This window comes from Chryseobacterium tongliaonense, from assembly GCF_041224435.1.
GTDB lineage: Bacteria > Bacteroidota > Bacteroidia > Flavobacteriales > Weeksellaceae > Chryseobacterium > Chryseobacterium tongliaoense.
Genome location: NZ_JBGFFD010000005.1, coordinates 242,087 through 262,640, shown reverse-complemented (window position 1 = coordinate 262,640; position 20,554 = coordinate 242,087). Strand labels below are relative to the sequence as shown.

General features: G+C 38.5%; 27 protein-coding genes. 21 read left to right on the top strand and 6 right to left on the bottom strand.

Features of this window, described 5'->3' with window-relative positions:
• The first annotated feature begins 148 nt into the window (after window positions 1-148).
• The 13 genes from AB8P06_RS12900 to AB8P06_RS12840 all read left to right on the top strand — a co-directional run bounded on the left by AB8P06_RS12900 (window position 149) and on the right by AB8P06_RS12840 (window position 8,042).
• Entirely contained in the window at window positions 149-1,294 is a 1,146-nt protein-coding gene (locus AB8P06_RS12900; protein ID WP_369842323.1) for a CE1 family esterase, read from the top strand.
• A 133-nt stretch (window positions 1,295-1,427) separates the two neighbouring features.
• Window positions 1,428-2,654 carry a T9SS type A sorting domain-containing protein gene (locus tag AB8P06_RS12895; protein WP_369842321.1) on the top strand — a complete coding sequence of 409 codons (1,227 nt, stop codon included), beginning with the start codon at window positions 1,428-1,430 and terminating at the stop codon, window positions 2,652-2,654.
• A 545-nt stretch (window positions 2,655-3,199) separates the two neighbouring features.
• Window positions 3,200-3,415, top strand: coding sequence for a RebB family R body protein (locus tag AB8P06_RS12890; RefSeq protein WP_007846106.1), 216 nt, complete (start codon window positions 3,200-3,202; stop codon window positions 3,413-3,415).
• Between the two features lie 17 nt (window positions 3,416-3,432).
• Entirely contained in the window at window positions 3,433-3,918 is a 486-nt protein-coding gene (locus tag AB8P06_RS12885; RefSeq protein WP_369842319.1) for a hypothetical protein, read from the top strand.
• Between the two features lie 41 nt (window positions 3,919-3,959).
• On the top strand, window positions 3,960-4,172 hold the full coding sequence (locus AB8P06_RS12880) for a hypothetical protein (RefSeq protein ID WP_369842318.1): 213 nt from the start codon (window positions 3,960-3,962) through the stop codon (window positions 4,170-4,172).
• Window positions 4,150-4,962 carry a hypothetical protein gene (locus AB8P06_RS12875; protein ID WP_369842317.1) on the top strand — a complete coding sequence of 271 codons (813 nt, stop codon included), beginning with the start codon at window positions 4,150-4,152 and terminating at the stop codon, window positions 4,960-4,962. The genes AB8P06_RS12880 and AB8P06_RS12875 overlap by 23 nt, the downstream gene beginning before the upstream one ends.
• 52 nt (window positions 4,963-5,014) lie before the next feature.
• Window positions 5,015-5,422, top strand: a complete 408-nt coding sequence (locus tag AB8P06_RS12870) for a hypothetical protein (RefSeq protein WP_369842316.1) — start codon at window positions 5,015-5,017, stop codon at window positions 5,420-5,422.
• A 26-nt stretch (window positions 5,423-5,448) separates the two neighbouring features.
• A complete protein-coding gene (locus AB8P06_RS12865; RefSeq protein ID WP_369842315.1) occupies window positions 5,449-5,694 on the top strand; it encodes a RebB family R body protein in 246 nt (81 codons plus the stop codon).
• Between the two features lie 330 nt (window positions 5,695-6,024).
• Window positions 6,025-6,291, top strand: a complete 267-nt coding sequence (locus AB8P06_RS12860; protein ID WP_007846097.1) for a RebB family R body protein — start codon at window positions 6,025-6,027, stop codon at window positions 6,289-6,291.
• A 100-nt stretch (window positions 6,292-6,391) separates the two neighbouring features.
• Window positions 6,392-6,658 (top strand): RebB family R body protein, encoded by a 267-nt coding sequence (locus AB8P06_RS12855; protein ID WP_007846095.1) that lies wholly within the window; start codon window positions 6,392-6,394, stop codon window positions 6,656-6,658.
• An 83-nt stretch (window positions 6,659-6,741) separates the two neighbouring features.
• A complete protein-coding gene (locus AB8P06_RS12850; protein ID WP_369842314.1) occupies window positions 6,742-7,008 on the top strand; it encodes a RebB family R body protein in 267 nt (88 codons plus the stop codon).
• Between the two features lie 102 nt (window positions 7,009-7,110).
• The gene (locus tag AB8P06_RS12845; RefSeq protein WP_369842313.1) at window positions 7,111-7,377 is read left to right on the top strand and encodes a RebB family R body protein; all 267 of its coding nucleotides are present in this window, start codon (window positions 7,111-7,113) and stop codon (window positions 7,375-7,377) included.
• 92 nt (window positions 7,378-7,469) lie between these two features.
• Entirely contained in the window at window positions 7,470-8,042 is a 573-nt protein-coding gene (locus AB8P06_RS12840; protein ID WP_369842312.1) for a hypothetical protein, read from the top strand.
• A gap of 1 nt (window position 8,043) precedes the next feature.
• On the opposite strand, the gene AB8P06_RS12835 is transcribed toward AB8P06_RS12840, so the two are convergent.
• The 4 genes from AB8P06_RS12835 to AB8P06_RS12820 are packed head-to-tail and all read right to left on the bottom strand — an operon-like array spanning window position 8,044 to window position 10,799.
• Entirely contained in the window at window positions 8,044-8,724 is a 681-nt protein-coding gene (locus tag AB8P06_RS12835; protein ID WP_369842311.1) for a response regulator transcription factor, read from the bottom strand.
• Between the two features lie 8 nt (window positions 8,725-8,732).
• Complete coding sequence (locus tag AB8P06_RS12830; RefSeq protein ID WP_369842309.1) at window positions 8,733-9,485, bottom strand: sensor histidine kinase; 753 nt, start codon at window positions 9,483-9,485, stop codon at window positions 8,733-8,735.
• Window positions 9,455-10,099, bottom strand: a complete 645-nt coding sequence (locus AB8P06_RS12825; protein WP_369842308.1) for a hypothetical protein — start codon at window positions 10,097-10,099, stop codon at window positions 9,455-9,457. The genes AB8P06_RS12830 and AB8P06_RS12825 overlap by 31 nt, the downstream gene beginning before the upstream one ends.
• On the bottom strand, window positions 10,086-10,799 hold the full coding sequence (locus tag AB8P06_RS12820) for a hypothetical protein (RefSeq protein WP_369842306.1): 714 nt from the start codon (window positions 10,797-10,799) through the stop codon (window positions 10,086-10,088). The genes AB8P06_RS12825 and AB8P06_RS12820 overlap by 14 nt, the downstream gene beginning before the upstream one ends.
• Before the next feature lie 211 nt (window positions 10,800-11,010).
• Here AB8P06_RS12820 and AB8P06_RS12815 point away from each other — a divergent pair, with 211 nt between their 5' ends.
• The 6 genes from AB8P06_RS12815 to AB8P06_RS12790 all read left to right on the top strand — a co-directional run bounded on the left by AB8P06_RS12815 (window position 11,011) and on the right by AB8P06_RS12790 (window position 17,497).
• A complete protein-coding gene (locus tag AB8P06_RS12815; RefSeq protein WP_369842305.1) occupies window positions 11,011-11,877 on the top strand; it encodes an AraC family transcriptional regulator in 867 nt (288 codons plus the stop codon).
• An 87-nt stretch (window positions 11,878-11,964) separates the two neighbouring features.
• Window positions 11,965-12,687 (top strand): siderophore-interacting protein, encoded by a 723-nt coding sequence (locus AB8P06_RS12810; RefSeq protein WP_369842304.1) that lies wholly within the window; start codon window positions 11,965-11,967, stop codon window positions 12,685-12,687.
• A gap of 91 nt (window positions 12,688-12,778) precedes the next feature.
• Complete coding sequence (locus tag AB8P06_RS12805; protein WP_369842302.1) at window positions 12,779-13,138, top strand: helix-turn-helix domain-containing protein; 360 nt, start codon at window positions 12,779-12,781, stop codon at window positions 13,136-13,138.
• 593 nt (window positions 13,139-13,731) lie between these two features.
• Window positions 13,732-14,727 (top strand): hypothetical protein, encoded by a 996-nt coding sequence (locus AB8P06_RS12800; RefSeq protein WP_369842300.1) that lies wholly within the window; start codon window positions 13,732-13,734, stop codon window positions 14,725-14,727.
• A complete protein-coding gene (locus AB8P06_RS12795) occupies window positions 14,703-16,052 on the top strand; it encodes an McrB family protein (protein ID WP_369842299.1) in 1,350 nt (449 codons plus the stop codon). Before AB8P06_RS12800 ends, AB8P06_RS12795 begins: the two co-directional genes overlap by 25 nt.
• Window positions 16,052-17,497, top strand: coding sequence for a 5-methylcytosine restriction system specificity protein McrC (locus AB8P06_RS12790; RefSeq protein WP_369842297.1), 1,446 nt, complete (start codon window positions 16,052-16,054; stop codon window positions 17,495-17,497). The genes AB8P06_RS12795 and AB8P06_RS12790 overlap by 1 nt, the downstream gene beginning before the upstream one ends.
• 7 nt (window positions 17,498-17,504) lie before the next feature.
• Here the strand turns inward: AB8P06_RS12790 and AB8P06_RS12785 are convergent, their stop codons facing one another.
• Complete coding sequence (locus tag AB8P06_RS12785) at window positions 17,505-17,972, bottom strand: hypothetical protein (protein WP_369842295.1); 468 nt, start codon at window positions 17,970-17,972, stop codon at window positions 17,505-17,507.
• 233 nt (window positions 17,973-18,205) lie between these two features.
• Between AB8P06_RS12785 and AB8P06_RS12780 the strand changes: the two genes are divergently transcribed.
• Window positions 18,206-18,412 (top strand): hypothetical protein, encoded by a 207-nt coding sequence (locus tag AB8P06_RS12780; protein ID WP_369842294.1) that lies wholly within the window; start codon window positions 18,206-18,208, stop codon window positions 18,410-18,412.
• Window positions 18,413-18,465: 53 nt separating this feature from the next.
• A complete protein-coding gene (locus AB8P06_RS12775; RefSeq protein WP_369842292.1) occupies window positions 18,466-19,251 on the top strand; it encodes a GLPGLI family protein in 786 nt (261 codons plus the stop codon).
• Between the two features lie 80 nt (window positions 19,252-19,331).
• Here the strand turns inward: AB8P06_RS12775 and AB8P06_RS12770 are convergent, their stop codons facing one another.
• The gene (locus AB8P06_RS12770) at window positions 19,332-20,504 is read right to left on the bottom strand and encodes a T9SS type A sorting domain-containing protein (protein WP_369842290.1); all 1,173 of its coding nucleotides are present in this window, start codon (window positions 20,502-20,504) and stop codon (window positions 19,332-19,334) included.
• Window positions 20,505-20,554: the final 50 nt, after the last annotated feature.

Genomic DNA, 20,554 nt, shown 5'->3' with positions numbered 1-20,554 from the left:
CCTTTTTGGATTTTGGAATCAGATCTTTGATTTAAGGGCAGTGTTATATGTTTCAGGAGTTTGATTAATGTCAAAACATTCATTTCTGAATTTGACTTTTATCAAATTGATTCATGAACACGAATAAATATCTTTAAAAAAATTATATATGAAAACAAAATCGATCTTTTTATTATTACTGTTAACGTCTTTAAACTTTTTCTGTCAACAGTGGCAGACCGGAACCCTGCAACATACATCAGGCCTAAGGGAATATTCCATTTACATTCCTTCCAATTACAATCCGCAAAATCCGGCTTCTCTGGTATTGACTTTACATGGGTTGGGAGATAATATGACCAACTTCAGAAATATCGGATTTAATGTTTTGGCAGAAACCAATAACATCATTGTGGTTTGTCCTCAGGCACTTGCTGATCCAATGGCCGGAACTTCCTGGAACTCCGGAGCGGGCTACAGTTTTTACACCCCGAACGCCAATGTGGATGATGTAGGATTTATCAGTTCACTGATTGATAAAGTGGAACAGGATTACAGCATCAATCCTAACAGGGTTTTTGCCTGCGGATTTTCGATGGGTGGTTTTATGACGGAGCGTCTGGCTTTGGTTTTAAACAATAAAATAAAAGTATTTGCATCAGTGGCCGGTACTTTCGGAAATGCAATATTGCCTGTTGCAGCCGGGACCCCGGGACGTGCCGTTTCAATTGCCCATTTTCACGGAACAAGTGATAACACAATTGGATATGTAAATAATAATTTTGGAAATTCAGTGGATCAAATGATCAGTTACTGGAAAACCAATAATCAGTCAGTTTCCAATCCTGTTCATACTATACTTCCCGATACGGCAAATGATGGTTATACTGTTGATCATTACAGATATGTAAGCCCTAATAACAACTCAGTAATCGAACTGTTTAAAGTGAATAATGCAGACCACATCTGGCTTACCGGGCAGAATGATATTTCGTACACTCAAAAAATTTGGGAATTTTTCAATCAGAACAGTAGTGTTTTATCAGTAAAAGAAGCAGCACCTAAAGCGGAGTTTTCAATAACACCGGTTCCTGCCAGAGATTTTGTAATGATTTCATTTTCACAAAAAATATCCGATTGTGAGCTGTCGGTTTCCGATATGACGGGGAGAAAAGTATATTCCGAAAGAGTTAAGCCGGTTGGCAGTCACTATAAATTAGATTTACATGCAGCCGGAATTAAATCCGGAACCTATATCGTTTCAGTAAAAACAGACAATGGGGCCGATTTTAGTAAAAAGCTTATTGTTCTTTAAAGATAAATTTGTGTTTTTTTCTCACACAGATGTGTGTTTTTCTATCCGTTTTTACTTCTGTCTTACTTTTTGCTGTTAAATTTCATTAATCGACAGGAGAAAAACGGATATTTTAATTTTTAACCGTTTATATATGAACAAAATTTTTATTTCTTTATTTTTTATATGTGCATTTGCGGTGAAATCACAGACACAGCAGGCTTTATTCATAGGAAACAGTATGACTTATTTTAATAATATGCCGGAGCAGTTTAAAAATATAGCTTTGTCTAAAGGAAAAACAGTTGATGTTACTTCCCATACCGCAGGTGGAGCAGGCTTTGTGCATCACATTAATGATGCAGCCATGTATCAGGTCATCAGGTCAAAAGTATTTGATTTTGCCATTCTGCAGCCCGGAACCTCAGAATCTGCCGGAGCTTCTTTTCCGGTAAGCCTTACAGCTGAAAGAGGGAGAAAAATCCGTGATTCTATTAAAAAATACAGTCCGTGCGCCAAAGTTTTTCTTTATGAGATCCCTTATGGAGTTCCGTCACAAAATGATTATGCCACTTATTTTAATTTTCAGGGAATTATAAAAGATTCTATTACCAAAATGGCAAATCTTATGCAGGCGGAGATCATTCCTGCCGGAGAATCTGCACGTGCTCATTATACAGCCTCACAGGATCTGGCTTTGCATGGTTCTTTTAATGACATTCACCCGAACCTCAACGGAAGTTATCTGGTTGCTGCGTCAGTGTATGCCACCTTATATCAGGAAACCTCGCTGCCCTCCACTTATCTGGGCGGGCTTCCTCAAAATACGGCAGAATATGATCAGCAGATCTCCGGGAATACGGTGTTGACAAATCCTGCTATGTGGCTGATGAACGTCTATCACATCAATGCAGGATTTTCTGCGTCAGGAAACAATCAGCAGATTACTTTCACAAATACTTCCTCGAATTATGATACGGTATTATGGAATTTTGGCGATGGATCAACATCTGTAGCCGTCAGTCCCGGTCATCAGTATGCCACAGCTGGAAGCTATACGGTTACTTTAACGGTATATAAAAACGGATGCTCTTCCGTTATCAGCAAAATCATCAACACAAGTCAGCTTATGGTTTCCGAAACAGATTCCGTTCGCTTTAAAGTGTATCCGAATCCGGCTTCGGATTTCATTTTTTATGAGTCAGATAAATCTTTGGATAAAATTGAAATTTATGATTTGGCCGGACGAAGATTAAAAGAATTAAACCAGCTGAGTGCTAAGGGTAAAATTGATATTAATGCCTACCCGAAAGGCTCTTATGTAATCCGGGTTTATTTTGGGAATAAAGAGGTTCAGAGTGTGAAAATTTTAAAGAAATAAAATGATTATAAAAAACTGATGATGTCACTATAGAATGTGTCGTACTGCCTTCAACCAGACATGGATTTTTCTCGATATTACAATTTTCTTTTAATATTTTTATATAAATATGAAAATTAGAAGGCAGGGACACATTTCCTGAGTAAAAGGTCAGCTATTCGTAAATAATAGCTGACTTTTTTATTTTACAAAATTTTTAATTTTCTTTTTAAATACAGATTTTTTACTTATTTCTGATGAGTTGATTTTAGTGGACTCTGGTTCTGATGAGCTTCTCTGAGGGTGTTTATGTCGGTCTGGAAATCTTTTATCCGTGATCAATTTCACCTTTGGGGGAATTCCCCTGTTTTTTAAAATTCAGTTTTTTCCCTGAACGTTGATCTCTTTTTGTTTGAGAAATTTGTATCAATAAAAGTAATGAAAACAGCAGGTTACCTAAGATTCTGACTGCAATATACACAAAGTACAGGATCAGGACAGGAAAAATCTCTGAAAAATTAAGACGACCAAAAAACTAAAATTTTAATAACCATAAAACAAAGTATATGTCAGATAAAGTAAACAGCCAGACTACAGATGCGGTAACGCAAACCAATGTTACAGTGCTTGGTGAATCGCCGGCACAAGCCATGAGTATGCTCTACCAGATGGCAACTCATGCCAGCGGAATTTCCATACAGAATTCGGTGACCAACCAGCAGAATTTAAATCAGCTTAACCCTGTGATTATTGCGGATGCCATTAACATCTTAAAGGGATAATTTAAAACCTTACAAAAATGGATACCAATACAAGTACAGGCCAGGCTACAAATCCTGCAGAGAACGCAGTAGTATTTGTAAACAACGAAGTATTAACCCCGCCGGCTGCTTCTCCGATGATCGGAGCTGCGAAGATCATTATCGACCAGTCTACCGGGATGATGGTTCAGGATTTACAGTCCTTTCTGAAAGGTTTTGAGCAGCTGGGGCTGATTGCATTAAGCAGATTGGCAAACAATTTATTAACATACGGAACTCCCAGTATGCCGCCGACAGGAAACGGAGGAAGCCAGACCACAGAAAGCAATAATGCAGAAATACGTGATATGGGTAATGGAAATGAAATGATGCGGGATCTGTTTAAAATGGTGAGTGAATATGCAGAGGCTAAGACCAGGATTTCTACCACAATGTATACTACAAGCTCTGATACAGGCGATAACCGGAATATGACACCCTCAAATGCATTTTCTCATGAAGATCCTGAAAAAAAAAACATCTGACAGAAGCTGTTACTGAGGAGGTTCCAAAACCGGAGGAAGGAGTGAGGAAACATTTCCCTTCATTAGATAAAGAAGACGAAAAAATCGTGCTGAAATCTATAAAACTGACTGAGCCGCTTGTAAAACCGGACATTCAGGAAGCCGTGATTGCAGCAGAAGAAACGGAACCCGACCGGCCCATCAAAAAAAACATAACAACAAAACTAATTGACAAACTAAAAAAAATAAAAGATGAGTTATTCAAACGAACTTAAACCTGCCCAAATCTTAAACCTGCGTTCTTTACAGGAACTGAACGAGAGCTTTTATTTGCTTCGGGAAAGCGATACCGCTTATTTCAGTATGAAAAAACCTGAGAATAATATAAACAGGGCCGTATTCACTCTGGAAACCTCCAGCATCAATATTCAGCCGACAGTAAGGCTTGTAAGCTGTGTAAACAAAAATAAAAAATACGGTTCCTATCAGTCATTTGTAGTAGAGCCAAAAGATAAATCTACCGGAATTACTGTCGTTATGATGAAGCTGGATGATCCCAAAACCTTCTATTGCAATGTCAGGATACTTCCACTGAATACATTAAACGATGTTGCCGACAAAGAAGCTGATTCAAAAATTCTGACAGTAAACCTGGAAAAAGCCAACGTTATTTTAAAAACCGATATCACGATCAGCCCTTCCAATGCCGGTGAAGCCATGTACAGTACCCACGATGTGGATGTCAACGGAATTTCCGATCTGGTGACCCAAAGTGAAATAACGGAATTAAAAAGGGAGCTGGAATTTCAGGGAGCTAAATTAATTGCCCATTACTGTCAGGAAATACTCAGTGTCATCGTGAATGAAACTGCCGCAAACAGTGTTGCCATTCCTCTGCTGGCTGAAGATTATATTTTAGACCTTCCGTCGGATAAATTAAAGGAATTGCTTTCCGCCAATGTGATCGTGGGAAATTTATGCACTGAAATCGTAGGAAGCAACGTCATTAAAGACCTGAACAAAGACTGGACGGCAGCCAGCGCGTTTATCAGTTATTTGCTTTAAATACCTTCAGATGCAACCTCATCTGATCCATAACTAAATACCATTTATAATCATGATTACGAGAAAAAACCGCAGTAACGCCGCTCCGGCTGATCCGCCGAAACCGGAAGAGACTGCAGAAGAAGTCACCGCAGAAGAGATCATTCCTGAAGTTCTTGATGAGCGTGTATTACCATTTATCATTAGTCATGAAGATGAAATCATCAATTACATCAAAGAAAAAGCTACTAAGGAAACCATGAAATCGCTGGCTCCTTTACTCGCAAAACTGGAAGAAGCCGTAAAACAGCAGCAATCCGCCCAACCGGCAGTGTCAACCACAAATTCCGGTGTAATGAACTATGCTGACCAGTTAAAAAGCATGCAGGAAATTTCCAGGGAAAAAATCAAAGCCAAAGAATTGAAAGTGGCTGAAAGAATCAATAAACTACAGGCGAGAATAGCCGGAATGAATAAATAATACGTCTAACCAAAAAACTAAATTTCATGGAAAACAACAGAAACGAAGTCAATACAGAAGTGGTAGGAATGTCAGCTGCCGTTACTAGCGCAATGAATATGCAGGTAAGCGCACACTCTACAGGATTAATGTTTGAACAGTCCGTAGCCAATCAGCAAAAAGATTTTCTGGTGTCATTAAGTAATTCTGTCATGGGCTATAAAAAAGTGCTGGGGAGAAAGCTGAGATATGAAGAAGCCGCAGCACTGAGGAAAAGCCGGTTTGGTGATTAACTTTTCATACTCACCGACAAAAAAAATCATAAGATATTACGGATGCGGTTTTTCTTACCCTGTACATCTCTGCCCGATACCTCAACATAGTTTTTAGTCAACATTCATCATCGTGCAGATTTTAAAATGCTGTAAAACGTAAACAGGCAAACAGGCACTCTATCCACAAGATCACAAAATGTACAGCATGCGTACAGTGGCAGGAAACTTTTTTTCAACTGATGTTGAAAATTTGATAACCGCATCCTTTTTCAGGAATTCAAACGATACAAACAATACTCATTAAAATTTTTATTAACCGAGATCAGATCTCATCAAAAAACTACAATTATGGCACAAACAGTTAGCCCACAGATCACAGATGCAGTGACGCAATCTAATGTAAAAGTGGTAGGGGAAGCCCCGGCAGTAGCTTTAGGTAATGTTTACCAGGCAGCAGCACACTCTACAGGAATCATGTTTGAAAATGCGGTAAACTCGCAGAATCAGCAGAACATTTTAGGACAGGCAGCCACTACCCAGGGCATCATGCAGATTTACAGCGTAGATACCATAGCAGATGCTATTTCTATTGCGAAAATGCTGAATGCTTCTTAACAGAATCCCGACCTGCTAAAAAAACAAAACAAAAACAACTATTGCAGCCGGAAAATCCGGTTGTATCTAAACTAATCATCAACTCATAAACAATTAAATTATGGCAACAACGGTCAATGAACAAATCACAGACGCAGTTACCCAGTCTAATGTAAAAGTGGTAGCAGAAGCTCCGGCAGTCGCTTTAGGTAATGTATATCAGGCAGCGGCTCACTCAACAGGAATTATGTTTGAGAATGCAGTGAATTCCCAAAACCAGCAGAATATCCTGAGCCAGGCAGCCACTACGCAGGGTGTAATGCAGATCTACAGCATGGATACCATAGCAGACGCTATTTCCATCGCTAAAATGTTAGGAGCATCTTAACAGAAAAACAATATAACCAATAAACAAACCCGGCAATTGGAAAGTCCGATTGCCTTCTCATCCAATCATAAACCAATTAAATTATGGCAACAACAGTCAATGAACAAATCACAGACGCAGTTACTCAATCCAATGTAAAAGTAGTGGCAGAAGCTCCGGCAGTCGCTTTAGGTAACGTGTACCAGGCAGCAGCCCATTCAACAGGAATCATGTTTGAAAATGCAGTCAACTCGCAGAATCAGCAGAATATTCTTGGGCAGGCATCCACTACACAGGGTGTAATGCAGATTTACAGCATGGATACCATAGCAGATGCTATTTCTATTGCAACCATGCTGGGAGCATCCTAAACCCTTTTTTCTTCGCCAAAACTGGTAAATAACAGGGGATGGCAACAATAATCAATGTAACGAACAACCGGGATAGCAATATCCCACAAAAAATTAAAAATCATGTCACAAACAGTTAATCCTCAAATTACAGATGCAGTTACCCAATCGAATGTGAAGGTAGTGGGAGAAGCCCCGGCGGTGGCCTTAGGCAACGTTTATCAGGCGGCAGCACACTCTACCGGAATCATGTTTGAAAATGCAGTCAACTCGCAAAACCAGCAGAACATTTTGGGTCAGGCAGCTACTATACAGGGTATAATGCAGATCTACAGCATGGATACCGTAGCAGATGCGATCTCTATTGCAAAAATGTTAAGCGCTTCTTAATGGTGTGTTTTTAGAATTTTATCTGTCAGGGAGCGCATTTTAAGTTCTCCCTGATTTTTAATGAATATATATTATAACTTAAAATCTATACAATGGAGATCTACAGATTTATATCAGCATTACAGAATGACAATCGGGTCAACTATACTCTTCACAAATGGTTTTACAGCGATGGGCAAAGGCAGTTTCCACCTATGCGGGCTTTCCGTTTTGTGTGGAGTATCTTTGGTCTTTCTATTAATAGGCGGAAGCATCATTATGACATACTAAAAGAAGTGGGTGATGTTTCCGAAAAATTGACTGTACCTAAATTTTATAAATTTTTAACGAGCCGGATCCATTTAACAGTACCCTATTCCGTTTTAGGCGGAAATAATGAGCTGTTTGGTCCGAGAATCAATGGAGGCATTGCCACTGCAGGCGGAGGCGGAACCGTATTCACTGAAAATGATGACGAAAACTTTATCCTGACGAATACCGCCATGGAAAAGCATATTTTTGAGGGGGGAGAAGTGAAGGCTAGGGTATTTGAAAAAAATAATAAAGTGTATTTAGAAATCATTGGATCGGGAGAAAATAATTTTGCATGGATTAATGAGGCAGTGGGTAAGCAACTCTTTATAGGGTTGGCTGATTTGGCAGTCAATAAATTTAATAAAGAATAGGTTATTTATCCAACAGTACAATTTCATTCGCATCCACAATATGATTCTGAACAGCATAAATCACGAGTCCGGCCATGTTTTTTACACAGGTTTTGATCATCAGGTTGGTTTTATGGGTTTCTACTGTTTTAGGGGAAATGCACAGATTGTCTGCAATTTCTTTGGTGCTCATCTGTTGGCAGACCAGCTTCAGGACATCTATTTCCCGTTCCGTCAGATCATCTTTAGAATACGCATGAAACTCCGGAAGTTTGTTGGATAACTGTTCCCTCATTACTTTTACCTGCTCATCAGAGAAATAATGCCCGGTACGGTGCACAGCATTGATGACATTCAGTAATTCATCGAGCTCAATTTCTTTGGGCAGAAATGCATGGGCTCCCATTTTGAGCATTTGCCCCATAAAAGACCGGCGGTAAAAGCTGGAGAGAACGATGATTTTAATCTCAGATTCCTGTCGGGATAAAGCTGACATTACTTCTATTCCGTCACCGTCAGCCATTCTCAGATCCAGCAGGAGGATGTCTATAAAATCAGTATTACGTTCACTAAGGAAAAGGTTTCCGCTTTTTGAGGTATGCACCACTTTATACCGGTCATCTTTCTCAATATAATTTTTTAAAAGCTGTACAAAAAGGGAATCATCGTCTACGATTCCGATTTTAATGTTGATGTTTTCCATGTTTGTTTTTATTTAATAATGACACAAATAATAAATTTTGTTCCTTTTTCAGGTTGGGTTTTAAGCTTATAAGCCGCTTTCATCTGCTGGGCTCTTGAGTAAATATTTTTCAGGCCGATTCCGCCAAATTTATTTCCGGCAACAAAGCCACAGCCGTTATCTTCTATTGCCAGAACCAGATACTTTGCTGAGATTCTCAACGACAGATCGATATGCGTTGCATGGGCATGTTTCAGAATATTGGTGATCAGCTCCTGTACAATCCTGAAAACATTTAATTTCACAGAGCTGCTGATGTGAATATCCCTTTTTATCCGGTGATGATATGCGATCCTTATATTTTCATTCACCTGCTCAAGATAATCTGCAATGAGATCACTCAGCTCAATTTCGCCCAGATCGGGAGGAGTGAGATTGTGTGATAATTCCCGGATAAGCTGCATCGATTTCTTCAGATCAGTATTGAGCTCATTAATATCCCGGTAGCCGCTGTTGAGCCGGATAAGGTTCAGGCGCGAGATGATGTTGTCATGTAATTCCTCTGCGAGCCGTTTCCGGTCTTTTTCCTGCAGATACAGGGTGTTTTCCCAATATTCCGTCTGTGTATTGCGTACCAGCTGCATCACCTTCCTTTTATTTTTCTTAATACTATTCATATAATTTACAACCAGTACCGTTATAAATAATGTAGTCAGGGAGAGTATCCCGATACCTATCCATATCCATTCTGCTACCAAGCCCTGATTTTCCCAATTCGACATCCCAGATTAATAAAAGCAATATAAAAAGACCATAGCAATACGCCTCTGAAAAGCCAGATGGGAGCTACCCAGGTAAGGTGGTTGCTGATTAAAAAATTAAAGGTTGTTGAGATCAGGCTTTCAATCGAAAAAAATAAGAAGACCGTTATATTCACAATCAGCAGATCCCTGTCAACCCTTGATTTCCTGATCACATTCAGAAAATAAACCGCTGCAAAACTGCAGATGATGACCGTACTGATGATATTGGAATAAAAAGTAACGGATTTAATATTTTGTACATACACCAGGTTAAGAATCAGGCACATTGTTGCATAAACGTACACGACAAGCTTCACCAAACGCGGGATTCTGATAAAATAAACGTTGTAAATCTCCGTCAGCATGATTAAGCCGAAAAACTGGCTTAATGAATAATTATAAGTGTTGAAGGTGTTCAGCTTCATCAGGCGGCCGATCAGGTCAGACATTTCCAATACAGATTCACCAGAAAGAAACAGGAATAATACCGTTTTTAGTTTTATCCCGGTCTTTACAAACAAGATCAATCCTGTAAGCAGGGTTATATTGATGATAATCTGTAAATACAGGGATAAACTGTTATAGGTGAGCATCGCTTTTGAGCAGAAGTTGGTAGTCTTCAATCGTAGAGATCGAGAAAGGTGGCCGCGGCGTAGAATAATCCTGGGCATCCTTGCTGATCTCATTGATGGTAAGGTCTTTTACGGTGACGATTTCTATGTGGTAATCGGTAATCGGGCTGATTTCCTGGGTTTCATTGGTGAGCCCGAAAAAGCAGGTGCATAGCTGGTCGTCTGCAAGGTTCAGTCTTTCATAATCATCAAACGGGATGTAGATGAGCTGGAAAAAAGGCTGTGTTTTCTGTACCTTCAGCCACGGGCTGCCATACATATTCCAGGTGAAGTTCCGGTAGATGGCAGATTCGGAGGTGATGGGCGGTTGGGTCACCATAAGGTCTGTATTGGGATCGATACCTGTAATCACATCGGGTGATTTGCGGGTGAATTCTTTTACCAGGATATGACTGAAATCACTGTCTGCATCACTTTTGGAATCAATCAGGAAAAATTTCAACACGCCCTGGTCAATCCCCACATAGGCATGAATGGCCTTATCTGATTCGTTGGCAAGGTTGTTTTTCCATTCTTTGATTTCCGCTCCTGAAACACTGAAGTGTGTTCCCTGGTTCAGGTAGTTGAGAATCTCGGTTTCGCTTTCCTGATTTCCGTTCTTAAAGGCGTCTGTAAGGATCTTCCATTGCTGTATGGATTGGTAAATAGCATCAATTTCCATGAATTATATATTTGTGAATGATAATAAATTATGGTTGAAATTTACAAAAAAAATGTATTTTAAATCACGCGGTTAAGAAATAGAATACGAAATCCAAAAAGCTTTATTCAAATATGGCCTTATAAGCGGTGAGCCCGTATTCAATGATAGTTACCATAATATTTTGTGACTCATCAGTATATTCCTACATTTACCTTTTTGATTTCAAAAGATGAAGAAGACCATCCCGATGTATGATTTAAGCGGTATTTCCCAACACGGCATTGTTGTGGAAGGTATTGACAAACGTACCAAAAGTCCTGATGACAATCTTTTTGACAAGGGAATTCATAGGGACAGCCACTATATTTTTTCATTTCTAGAAAGCGGACACGTAAAAATGATGGTCGATTTTAAGATGGTAGAATCTCAGGAAGCTGTTGTTTTCTGTGTACTGCCGGGTCAGGTGCACCAGGGGCTGATCATGAAAGATGTTACCGGATGGTTTCTGGCGGTGAAAGTAGATCTGGTTCCCGATTTTGTACGCTACGTTTTTGAAGAATGCCTGGTCGAGATACATCCCCAAACGATTGATGCCGGATGTATCAGAAAGCTGAATACCTGTGCTAAAATGCTTCAGGATTCCTGTACAGAAGAGATGCTTTCTTCCAAAGAAGGTTTCTTTATCGTTCAGTCTTTGCTGAATGCCTATACCGGAATGTTTGCCCATCATTTCCTGAATGAGAACAAGCCGGAATCATCAAAAGAAACACGGGCTTTACAGCTTACCCGGCAATTCAGGGTGTTGGTTAGGAAAGAATTTAAAACCCTGAAAAGTCCATCACTATATGCCGAAGCCTTACATATCTCCCCGGGTTATTTAACCGAGGTGGTGCGGGATATCACCGGCAAATCTGCCCTGTACTGGATACAGAAGGAAATTCTGGTGGAGGCGAAGAGGCTGCTGGTATTTACAGATCTTACGGTAAAGCAGATTGCCCACGAATTGGGATATATAGATCATACTTACTTTACCCGCCTTTTTTCTAAGCTTGAAGGTCGGTCGCCATCAGACTTCCGGAATAGCAGCCAAAAATAGGGTGGTACCGCGAATTGTCCAATCAATTCCCTGAAACAGCTATCGGTCTGTTTTGCTTTTGTGGCTTCCTTTGCTATAAAATTTTATATGTCAAGTTTACCCAAATGGCTCAATGATACACTGGAAAATGTTTTATCATCCAAGTTTAAAGAATGCACCGTCACCGAAACCGAAAATATCTCAGTTCACCTTCGCCGCATCCGTTTTGCAGCAGACCTCAGCGGGATTTATTTTGCACCCACTTATGCGATAGGGATCAGGATCAATGAAAGGGAGTTTCGTAATTATTCGCCGTACAATTTTGATGTGGAGAAAGGCTGTTTTGATGTCCTGTTTCACCTGCACGACACCTCTGCGGCAGGGTGTGATTTTATCAGCAGCCTTTCTGTAGGTGATGCTGTAAAGATTTTAATCCCAAGAGGAAAAAAGTTCTTCGATCCGGAAGCCAGGATTCATTTTTCTATCGGTGACGAAACCTCATTGGGAAGCTCCCTGTCTGTAAAAGAAGCCGCTGAAAAATTAAACAGTTCATTCCTGTGCCTCCATGAGCTGGATGAGCCGGAGCCTCTCGAAAAGCTAGACCTATACGGATACTGTATTCCCAAAAACAATATCGTGGATATCATCGAAGAATTAACCGATTTTCTGATTGAGGAAAAACAGGCCATTAGCAACGATGAAGTGATCTTCTACCTCACCGGCAACGGCGAAACCATGGGGGTGATCCGGAAATTTCTGAAAGGAAAGGGAGTGGCAGCGAAGTGTATCAAGTCGCAGGCGTATTGGATAGAGGGGAAGAGGGGATTGTAGTTAATATTTAGTCCAATAAGATATCTACTAAAAATGTTCAGCCCAACCCCAAAATTTTCTCTATATTTGCGCAAAGCACATACAAATCACTATGGAAAAGCTAAGAAATCTAAGAAAGCAGCGAGGATACACTCAGGAATATATGTCTAAAATATTATCTACGGATGTTTCCAATTATTCCCGGAAGGAGAGTGGTGATGTAAAGATCTTTGATGATGAGTGGGAGAAGCTGGCGGCAGCATTAGACGTTCCGGTGGAGGAGATTAAAGAAGAAAGAATGGCTAATGTTGTAAATTTTAATGATACTTCGACTAATTCAGGTGCTTTCCTAAATAATTATTACAATGTTCCAAATCAGGTGATGGATAACCTACAAGACTACATCAAACTACTGAAAGAGCAGGTAGAATCTCTAAAACAGGAATTGGAGAAATATAAAGCTGAGAAATAGTTTGTTGCTGTTTTAAAAGCATAGTATAAAAAATAAATTAACTATATACTATTCTACATTTATTTTTTCTTATTCTTTGATCAGTTTTTATCGCAAAGAAAATGATGAATCAGACTTATTAAGATGAGCAAGTTTTAATCTATTAAAATAGATTTTAAAAGAATGCTTCATAGCAGCTTTGCTGCTTTTCTTTGCTTTTCTTAAAATATAGCAATCGGATTTAAAAGCTTTGCGTTAATAAAAAAATGATGAGTGTAAAATCGCATACAGTTGCCAAAAAAAATACTGCCTCAACCGGGGCGGTATTTTTTTGTAATAAACATTTTCATTTCCCTGCTCTGTTTTATGAATATTTTTCGTCAAAAAGAAACAAAAACAAAGATAAGTGTCTGCCGGCAGTTTGAGACCGGATACAGGGGCTTCAGAACCGGATACAGGTTCTTAGGAAAGGAGCTGAAAGGATTAGGGAAGTAAGGATAGCCACTTATTGAAGTATTTGCAGGATGTATTGTAAAAATTACGGCTTCCCGTAGCCGTGAATTGAAATAAATTCTTATCATTGTGTCTGAAAACTAATACCAGCCGCAACTTCAATGGAAACAGCCGTTAAAGATCATATCTTACACGTTTTGAAATCTGATAAATTCAAAAACATTGTTGAATCTCAGGATTTCTATTTTCAAAAAGTAAAAGACTTTTTTGAAAGATTCTTAAATTTCAGTTTTGATGAAGCTGAAAAACAATTTCTTTTGGAAAACAGGAAAAACTACGAGGTTCTAAAGGAAATTTTAGAAAACGATGAAAGATATAAAGAATTTGGAAAGATTATTTTGTCATTAATTTCTTACTGTGATTCAAACGCCTACAAAAAACAGGAACTAAACGGCTACGAAGACAAAAGAGTCCTGGCCCTTGCCTATGTAAGGATGAATCATTGGATTGAGCAGTTGATTACCTATAAATTTGGAGAAAGCATTCCCGATGGCTCCATTAAAAACGCAATCAATTATCTGGCAGACCCTGTAAATAACTTCACAATGTTGAGTGAAAATCACAGAAAAGGCCTTACGGAGAATTTGTTTAAAAAAACATATCATTCCCGGGACTTCAAAAATGATTTTAATCTTTTTTTTGATAAGCTGGATATCACAGTTACTAATCCCGATAACCACTCCCACTTATTAAGCAGGATCGTATACGAAATAAAAAATGCCTGGAAAGATACCGTCATTGGCATCATGGCTTCTGATGGTACGGGTTGGCAGGAAGATCTGATAAAAGATAAAGATACTTTAAACTACGCCATACTGTGGAATTCCAAAAGGCCTTCCGGCACGGCCGCTACCATTAAATTATTGAAAGAATGTATTGAAGAAAACGGTCATTTCAAATTATTTTATACATTTAACGGTGCTGTGCAATACGTAGCAGAGGTGATAGACTTTGTAGAAAACGAAGCGGAATACAATAAATCCGGATGGAATCGTAAATATGAAGATATCCAATGGTATAAAAATGATTATAAGGAATATAGTGATGGGAATAAAAACGCAAGTATAGTTTTTTGGCGAATAAATTTTATAAGGTAGACCCTGTTAAAATCAATCAGTTCAAATTATTTAAAGACTATTCTTATCCTACTCAGGATAATTTAAGCCCCATCGAATCCTATATCACAAATACTGAAAAATTTAAAAATGCAAAAATGGATAATCATATCAATCTTTTAAAATATAAAAAACAGATCATCCTTCAGGGCCCTCCCGGAACAGGAAAAACAAGGGAAGCCAAACTGATTGCAAAAGAGATGCTGGGGCTTCCATCGGTAGCAGACCTGCAGGATCATCCGCAGTTTAATCTGGTACAGTTCCACCCGAGCTATACCTATGAAGATTTTGTGAGGGGTATTGTGGCAAAGCCCAACGAAGAAGGCGAAGGAATTATCTATGGAGCTGAAAACAAAACATTGGGCAAGTTTGCGGAAGAAGCGAGGAAAAATTTTTTAGGCCATCACGGGAAAACAAAGAATAATATTAATTTTCAGAATAAGCTGAATATCTTGCTCGATAAGATCAACGAAAATATAGTCAGCGGTTTGGTCTATCCTTTCGGGGAGAAGATCACGGCCCAGATTGTAGCCATTAAAGAAGACGGTTTTATATACAATTTTCCGGACCGGGAAGAGATTAAATATAAAATCCTTTTCAGCGATATGGAGAAAATATACAACAACTGGAACGAGATCTCAAAACCCATCGACCTGAGAGATCAGGAAATCAGGCTCGGGCTGACTATGAGGGGCAAATATCCTTATTACTACAGGATTTTGCAACAGCTCATTGCCACCAACGCCAATAAAAACAACCCCGTTATCAAGGAAGACCTTAAAAACTATGTGCTGGTGATCGACGAGATCAACAGGGCCAATGTATCATCCGTCCTGGGTGAGCTGATCTATGCCCTTGAATACAGGAATGAAGTGGTAGAAAGCATGTACGAGGTAGACGGCAGCAAAGAGCTGATCCTACCACCCAACCTTTACATTATCGGAACGATGAATACGGCGGATAGGAGCGTAGGGCATATTGATTATGCCGTGAGAAGACGTTTTGCCTTTGTCACCCTGCCCCCGAGAAACCTGAAAGCGGAAGACGGGATGCAGAATTTTGATGAAAGCTTATACCATCAGGTTAATAAACTATTTGAAGAAAACTGCTCTTCCGAGTTTGAAAAAGAGCACATCCGGTTGGGGCATTCCTATTTTATCGATCAGTCTGCCGAAGGTAACGGTGCAGGGATGGCCATAAGGCTGGAATACGAGATCAAGCCGATTCTGTATGAATACGTCAATGACGGTATGCTGATAGGTGAAGATATTAAAGAAAAAATAGCCGGTTTACAGGCTTCATTATAATGGGAATCCGTCTCTCTGAGCATAAAAGTTTCATTGTCTCCCGGATTACGGAAGGCGAAGAAATTTTAGACAATGATAATCTCTTTCTGAAATTATCCGGAACTTCCTATGAATTATTCAAAGACGTAAAATCAAGGCCGTATAATGCAAACGGAAACAGCTATTCCGTAAAAGAAGAAGCCGGGTTTTACAGCATTAAAGCAGATTATTATGTAGGATTAGACTGGCTTGGAAATACTGGCCGTACCGTTTATGTAGAGCCTAAAATGAATATAGGCTTAACGGAATATTTTAATGACTGTCTCAAATCTGATGAAAATACTCCCGAAGAGTATAACACAGATTACAATACGAGCAGCGTTGAGGTTAATTATCTCGACCTCCTGCTTCAGATCATGTCTCTACCCCAAACGGCAAATGCTTCAAAAGACGTGATCCGGATCGATTGGGAGGCAAAATATATCCGTATAGACCGTAAAGACGACAGGCTTACACCATTCCTTATTGTACAGTTTTTGCAGGTGCTGAAAACAATTGTAAAGAAAGGCCTGAAAAAATCATATTATAAGGTCCGGGCCAATTTAAATAACAGGGTTAAAGGCAAAATACTGGTTGGCGAGCACATCAAACAGAACATTTTTAAGAGTCGGTTTACCTCTACGTTTTGCGAATTCCAGGTATTCGGAGCCGATAATATTGAAAACAGGTTTCTGAAAAAAGTTTTGGAATTTGCAGCCAGCTACATCGAAAACAATGAGCTTTTATTTTCCTCCAATATCGATTCTGTAAAGAATATTTTAAACTATTGCAGACCCGCTTTTGAACTGATCGGGGATGAGATTGAAGAGAAATATTTGAAAAACACCAAAAGGAATCCGTTTTTTAACGAATATCAGGAAGCGGTACGGATCGGGCAGTTTATTTTGAAACGTTTTTCATACAATATAACCAAAACCGCACAGCAGAAAATAGAAACACCGCCGTTCTGGATTGATATGCCGCAGCTGTTTGAGCTTTACTTTTATTATCAGCTCTTAAAAGCAAATCCTGCTGACGAAAAACATATCCATTACCAGTTCAGTACCTACGGAAACTCACTGGATATTCTCATCAGCAAGCCCGGTTTCGAAATGGTAATTGATGCAAAATACAAGCTGAAATACAATAAAAGCCACATCCACCAGGATATCCGGCAGGTCTCGGGATATGCACGCCTGAAAAAAGTGATTCATCAAATTAAAGCAGATAATCCCGGTTGGGAAGACCATAAAACCATCGACTGTCTGATCATCTACCCGGAATTAAAGATGCCTTCTGAAGAAGAAAATAAGACCACGGAAAAATTCAGCTTAGAGAATATAAAAAAACAATTCGGCGATCCTGAAAACCAGATAATGGCTTATGATAAGGTTTTTAAGCTGGGGATAAGTTTACCGGTAGTATAATTATTTCTTACTTTTGTTTAAGTCTCCAACGTATAAATTTAGCTGTTGATTCTGGATCACTTTTAAACCAAAGATCCATATCCTTTAAAAGTTCTGCGTTTTCTTTAGACATGATCACGTTATTTTTTAAAAGCTGCTGTTTGTATTCTTTTAAAGTTTCTGCTTTGGTTTCAGACGTCTTGGAATACACAAAAAAGAATACCCCAAAGCTTATAATGAGCATCGCAAAGGAAGACAGCCAGACATAAAGGCTCAGATGTGGAACTTTTAAACGCGAATTAAGACGCTTTATGTTTTCCTCGGTTTTCTGCTTGTAAAAAGAATTTAAATAACTCAAATCCGGCTCTATGCGCATTGTTTTGAGCTCTACGATTTTATATTCGAGTTGTGTTATGGCTTGCTCAATTTCGTTCGTTATTTTCTCTGCATTAAAAGATACAGTTTCCATTAATTTCTGATTAGTATTTTCTTCCATCTTAATTTATTTGTATTGTTTGATTTATAATTTATTCTCTTATATGACCCTTCTGTAAACTAAATTTAATTAAGCCTTAAAAATAGCCGCTGATTTTTAATGAGCATTTTATATATCTATGAAAAAGCTTTGTATTATAAGGGTTTAACATAAAAAAAATAATTCTCAATCAGGTTGACTTATTTTATATTTTTAAGACGAATTTAAATATTTAATCATTAAAAAAAACAATTATGAAAAAAACAATTTTATTAGGTGCAATTTTATTGGCTGGTGTGGTATCAGCGTTTCCTTTTAGGACGTCTTGTGGAACAGTAGTTCAAGTAAGCGATGCAGGTATTCAGGATATGTCTTATACACAGGTTGTAAATACATTGAAATTAATCAATGGAGTTAATTGTGGTACAACTGATGTAAATATTGTAGTTTACAATCATTAATTTTCTACGAAAAAGTAAATTTTTACATTTTGCTTTTTTTAATTAATATTACAATGAAAATATATTATACAATAATTTTAATTTTCTTTTTAATGAACATTAAAGCTCAGATTGGGTTTGATGTTGTTTATGAAGCTGATTATAAGTTAGTTTATAAATCTCTGACAGTAAATCCTGTTACTCAAGAAGATTCTTTTGCTCTACTTATAAATGAAAAAGAATCATATTTTAAAAATATGAAAAAATATATTGAGGACTCTTTAAAATATGCAAAAAAAATCAATGATAAAACTGATTTTAGAGTAGGAATGAAATATGCTACGGACTTTCCGGAATACATTGGAACCACTGCGGGAAAAATATATGTTACAGTTCCTATTTCTAACAAAGCATTTAAGTATGAGGAAATTAATAATTTGAACTGGAAGCTATCAAATGAGTTTAAAACCGTAGGAAAGTATAAATGTCAGAAAGCAACTACTCAAAAATATGGCAGAACATGGGTTGCTTGGTTCACAGAAGAAATCCCTTTTCCTTTTGGTCCTTATAAATTCAATGGCTTACCTGGATTAATAACCGAACTTTACGATACTAAAGATGACTATCATTATTTGTTATATTCATTTAGAAAAAGAAAGTATTTTGCAAAATCCACTAATATGGAAGCAAAAGCAACTCCAGTAAAAAAATCAAAAATTTTTGACTATCAAAGAAAAGAAATTGCTGATCCCAATTCCTATAATAAATTAATAACTGATCCTGAAACGCTTCGAGTTCTTATGAAAAAGGCACAGAAAAGAGCAAAAAATTACAATCCTATTGAATTAAGCATAGATTAATAATTACAACTTTAAATTAAAAACGGTCAATGAGAAAACCTCATCGACCGTTCTTTTGAAAAATAAAATATATCAAAGATTTAATCTTTTATGACCATTTTCTTGGAGTCGATTACCTTTCCGTCGGCAGTCATTTTATACAGGTAAGTTCCGGACTGAAGGTCGGAACCTGTGAGGTTGATAGCTCCATTTCCTTTTTCACGCAAAGGAAGGGTTTTTACCAGCTGGCCGGAAATGCTGTAAATTTCTATCGATGCTGTTTTAATATCTTTTGGAAGATAATATTTGATGCTTGTTTCGTGCTTTCCGGGATTGGGTACATTCTGAAATAATGCAGGCATGTCTGAAGATGAAATCAGAGTTGATGAAGTTCCTTTATTCAGAAGCAGCTGTTTCAATTCTTCTACTATGTTTTCAAGGTTTTTAACACGGTCTTCCAATTGTTGGATGGTTTCATCAGAGCTTGCCACCCTGTTTAGGGGCGTATTGGAAACCATTACATTTCCGTTCGGATCTACTACAAGAGCAAGTCCGCTTCCTGTAGGCAGGTTCTCATGTCTCACCGTTCCTACCGTATGGAAATTGGCTGTTGGAGCAGTAGTACGTACGCCGACACTTTGGTCTATAATAAGCATTGTAGGAGTAGTAGATAAACCGAACATGATCGATAACGGAATATTATTCGTCAGTTTAACACCTCCCGTTCCGGATCCGATCACGAAAGAACGGTTTCCGGTAGCAGCCAGGTCAATCCCGAATCCTCCTGAATAAACATCTTTAAGGTCAATGCCTACACCCAGTGCAAACTGATTGTGATTTCTGATGGTGTTTTTCCATCCCAGTGCTACGGATTTTCCGGCATTATTCAGGACTACATTGGCCTGTCCGCCGATAATATTGGCACCACCGCCATTGGTAAGATCATTTTCCCAACCGCTCACCAGAGAGCTGCCGGCCTGCGAACCAAGGATATTGGAAATACCGTTTACAATACTTCCTTTTACTTTTGCCACATTGGAATTGTTGACTGCATCAACGATAAATGAACCGGTTTCGTTAAGAATGGCCTGTCCGGGATTGGAAGATGCACCATTGGTTCTCAGGTAAAATGGTCTGGGATCTACAGTACCGGCGTAGTTGGCAGGAGTAATTCCGGGGTTTCCGGTAATCTGCCATTGAGCATTAACGATGCCTGCTAAAAATACCATAGCAGCTGCCAGTCCATTTTTAATGGATAATAATTGTGTTCTCATAAATTTGAATTTGATGGTTGTTAGTTATCACTAAGTTATGAAATATAATG

Bases quoted from the DNA above. Each gene is read 5' to 3' on its own strand.
- AB8P06_RS12800 (WP_369842300.1), top strand. From the start codon at position 13,732: ATGGAAACAGCCGTTAAAGATCATATCTTACACGTTTTGAAATCTGAT.
- AB8P06_RS12805 (WP_369842302.1), top strand. From the start codon at position 12,779: ATGGAAAAGCTAAGAAATCTAAGAAAGCAGCGAGGATACACTCAGGAA.
- AB8P06_RS12815 (WP_369842305.1), top strand. From the start codon at position 11,011: ATGAAGAAGACCATCCCGATGTATGATTTAAGCGGTATTTCCCAACAC.
- AB8P06_RS12810 (WP_369842304.1), top strand. From the start codon at position 11,965: ATGTCAAGTTTACCCAAATGGCTCAATGATACACTGGAAAATGTTTTA.
- AB8P06_RS12890 (WP_007846106.1), top strand. From the start codon at position 3,200: ATGTCAGATAAAGTAAACAGCCAGACTACAGATGCGGTAACGCAAACC.
- AB8P06_RS12775 (WP_369842292.1), top strand. From the start codon at position 18,466: ATGAAAATATATTATACAATAATTTTAATTTTCTTTTTAATGAACATT.
- AB8P06_RS12870 (WP_369842316.1), top strand. From the start codon at position 5,015: ATGATTACGAGAAAAAACCGCAGTAACGCCGCTCCGGCTGATCCGCCG.
- AB8P06_RS12895 (WP_369842321.1), top strand. From the start codon at position 1,428: ATGAACAAAATTTTTATTTCTTTATTTTTTATATGTGCATTTGCGGTG.
- AB8P06_RS12820 (WP_369842306.1), bottom strand. From the start codon at position 10,799: ATGGAAATTGATGCTATTTACCAATCCATACAGCAATGGAAGATCCTT.
- AB8P06_RS12855 (WP_007846095.1), top strand. From the start codon at position 6,392: ATGGCAACAACGGTCAATGAACAAATCACAGACGCAGTTACCCAGTCT.
- AB8P06_RS12885 (WP_369842319.1), top strand. From the start codon at position 3,433: ATGGATACCAATACAAGTACAGGCCAGGCTACAAATCCTGCAGAGAAC.
- AB8P06_RS12825 (WP_369842308.1), bottom strand. From the start codon at position 10,099: ATGCTCACCTATAACAGTTTATCCCTGTATTTACAGATTATCATCAAT.
- AB8P06_RS12770 (WP_369842290.1), bottom strand. From the start codon at position 20,504: ATGAGAACACAATTATTATCCATTAAAAATGGACTGGCAGCTGCTATG.
- AB8P06_RS12900 (WP_369842323.1), top strand. From the start codon at position 149: ATGAAAACAAAATCGATCTTTTTATTATTACTGTTAACGTCTTTAAAC.
- AB8P06_RS12875 (WP_369842317.1), top strand. From the start codon at position 4,150: ATGAGTTATTCAAACGAACTTAAACCTGCCCAAATCTTAAACCTGCGT.
- AB8P06_RS12785 (WP_369842295.1), bottom strand. From the start codon at position 17,972: ATGGAAGAAAATACTAATCAGAAATTAATGGAAACTGTATCTTTTAAT.
- AB8P06_RS12865 (WP_369842315.1), top strand. From the start codon at position 5,449: ATGGAAAACAACAGAAACGAAGTCAATACAGAAGTGGTAGGAATGTCA.
- AB8P06_RS12845 (WP_369842313.1), top strand. From the start codon at position 7,111: ATGTCACAAACAGTTAATCCTCAAATTACAGATGCAGTTACCCAATCG.
- AB8P06_RS12780 (WP_369842294.1), top strand. From the start codon at position 18,206: ATGAAAAAAACAATTTTATTAGGTGCAATTTTATTGGCTGGTGTGGTA.
- AB8P06_RS12840 (WP_369842312.1), top strand. From the start codon at position 7,470: ATGGAGATCTACAGATTTATATCAGCATTACAGAATGACAATCGGGTC.
- AB8P06_RS12790 (WP_369842297.1), top strand. From the start codon at position 16,052: ATGGGAATCCGTCTCTCTGAGCATAAAAGTTTCATTGTCTCCCGGATT.
- AB8P06_RS12835 (WP_369842311.1), bottom strand. From the start codon at position 8,724: ATGGAAAACATCAACATTAAAATCGGAATCGTAGACGATGATTCCCTT.
- AB8P06_RS12860 (WP_007846097.1), top strand. From the start codon at position 6,025: ATGGCACAAACAGTTAGCCCACAGATCACAGATGCAGTGACGCAATCT.
- AB8P06_RS12830 (WP_369842309.1), bottom strand. From the start codon at position 9,485: ATGTCGAATTGGGAAAATCAGGGCTTGGTAGCAGAATGGATATGGATA.
- AB8P06_RS12850 (WP_369842314.1), top strand. From the start codon at position 6,742: ATGGCAACAACAGTCAATGAACAAATCACAGACGCAGTTACTCAATCC.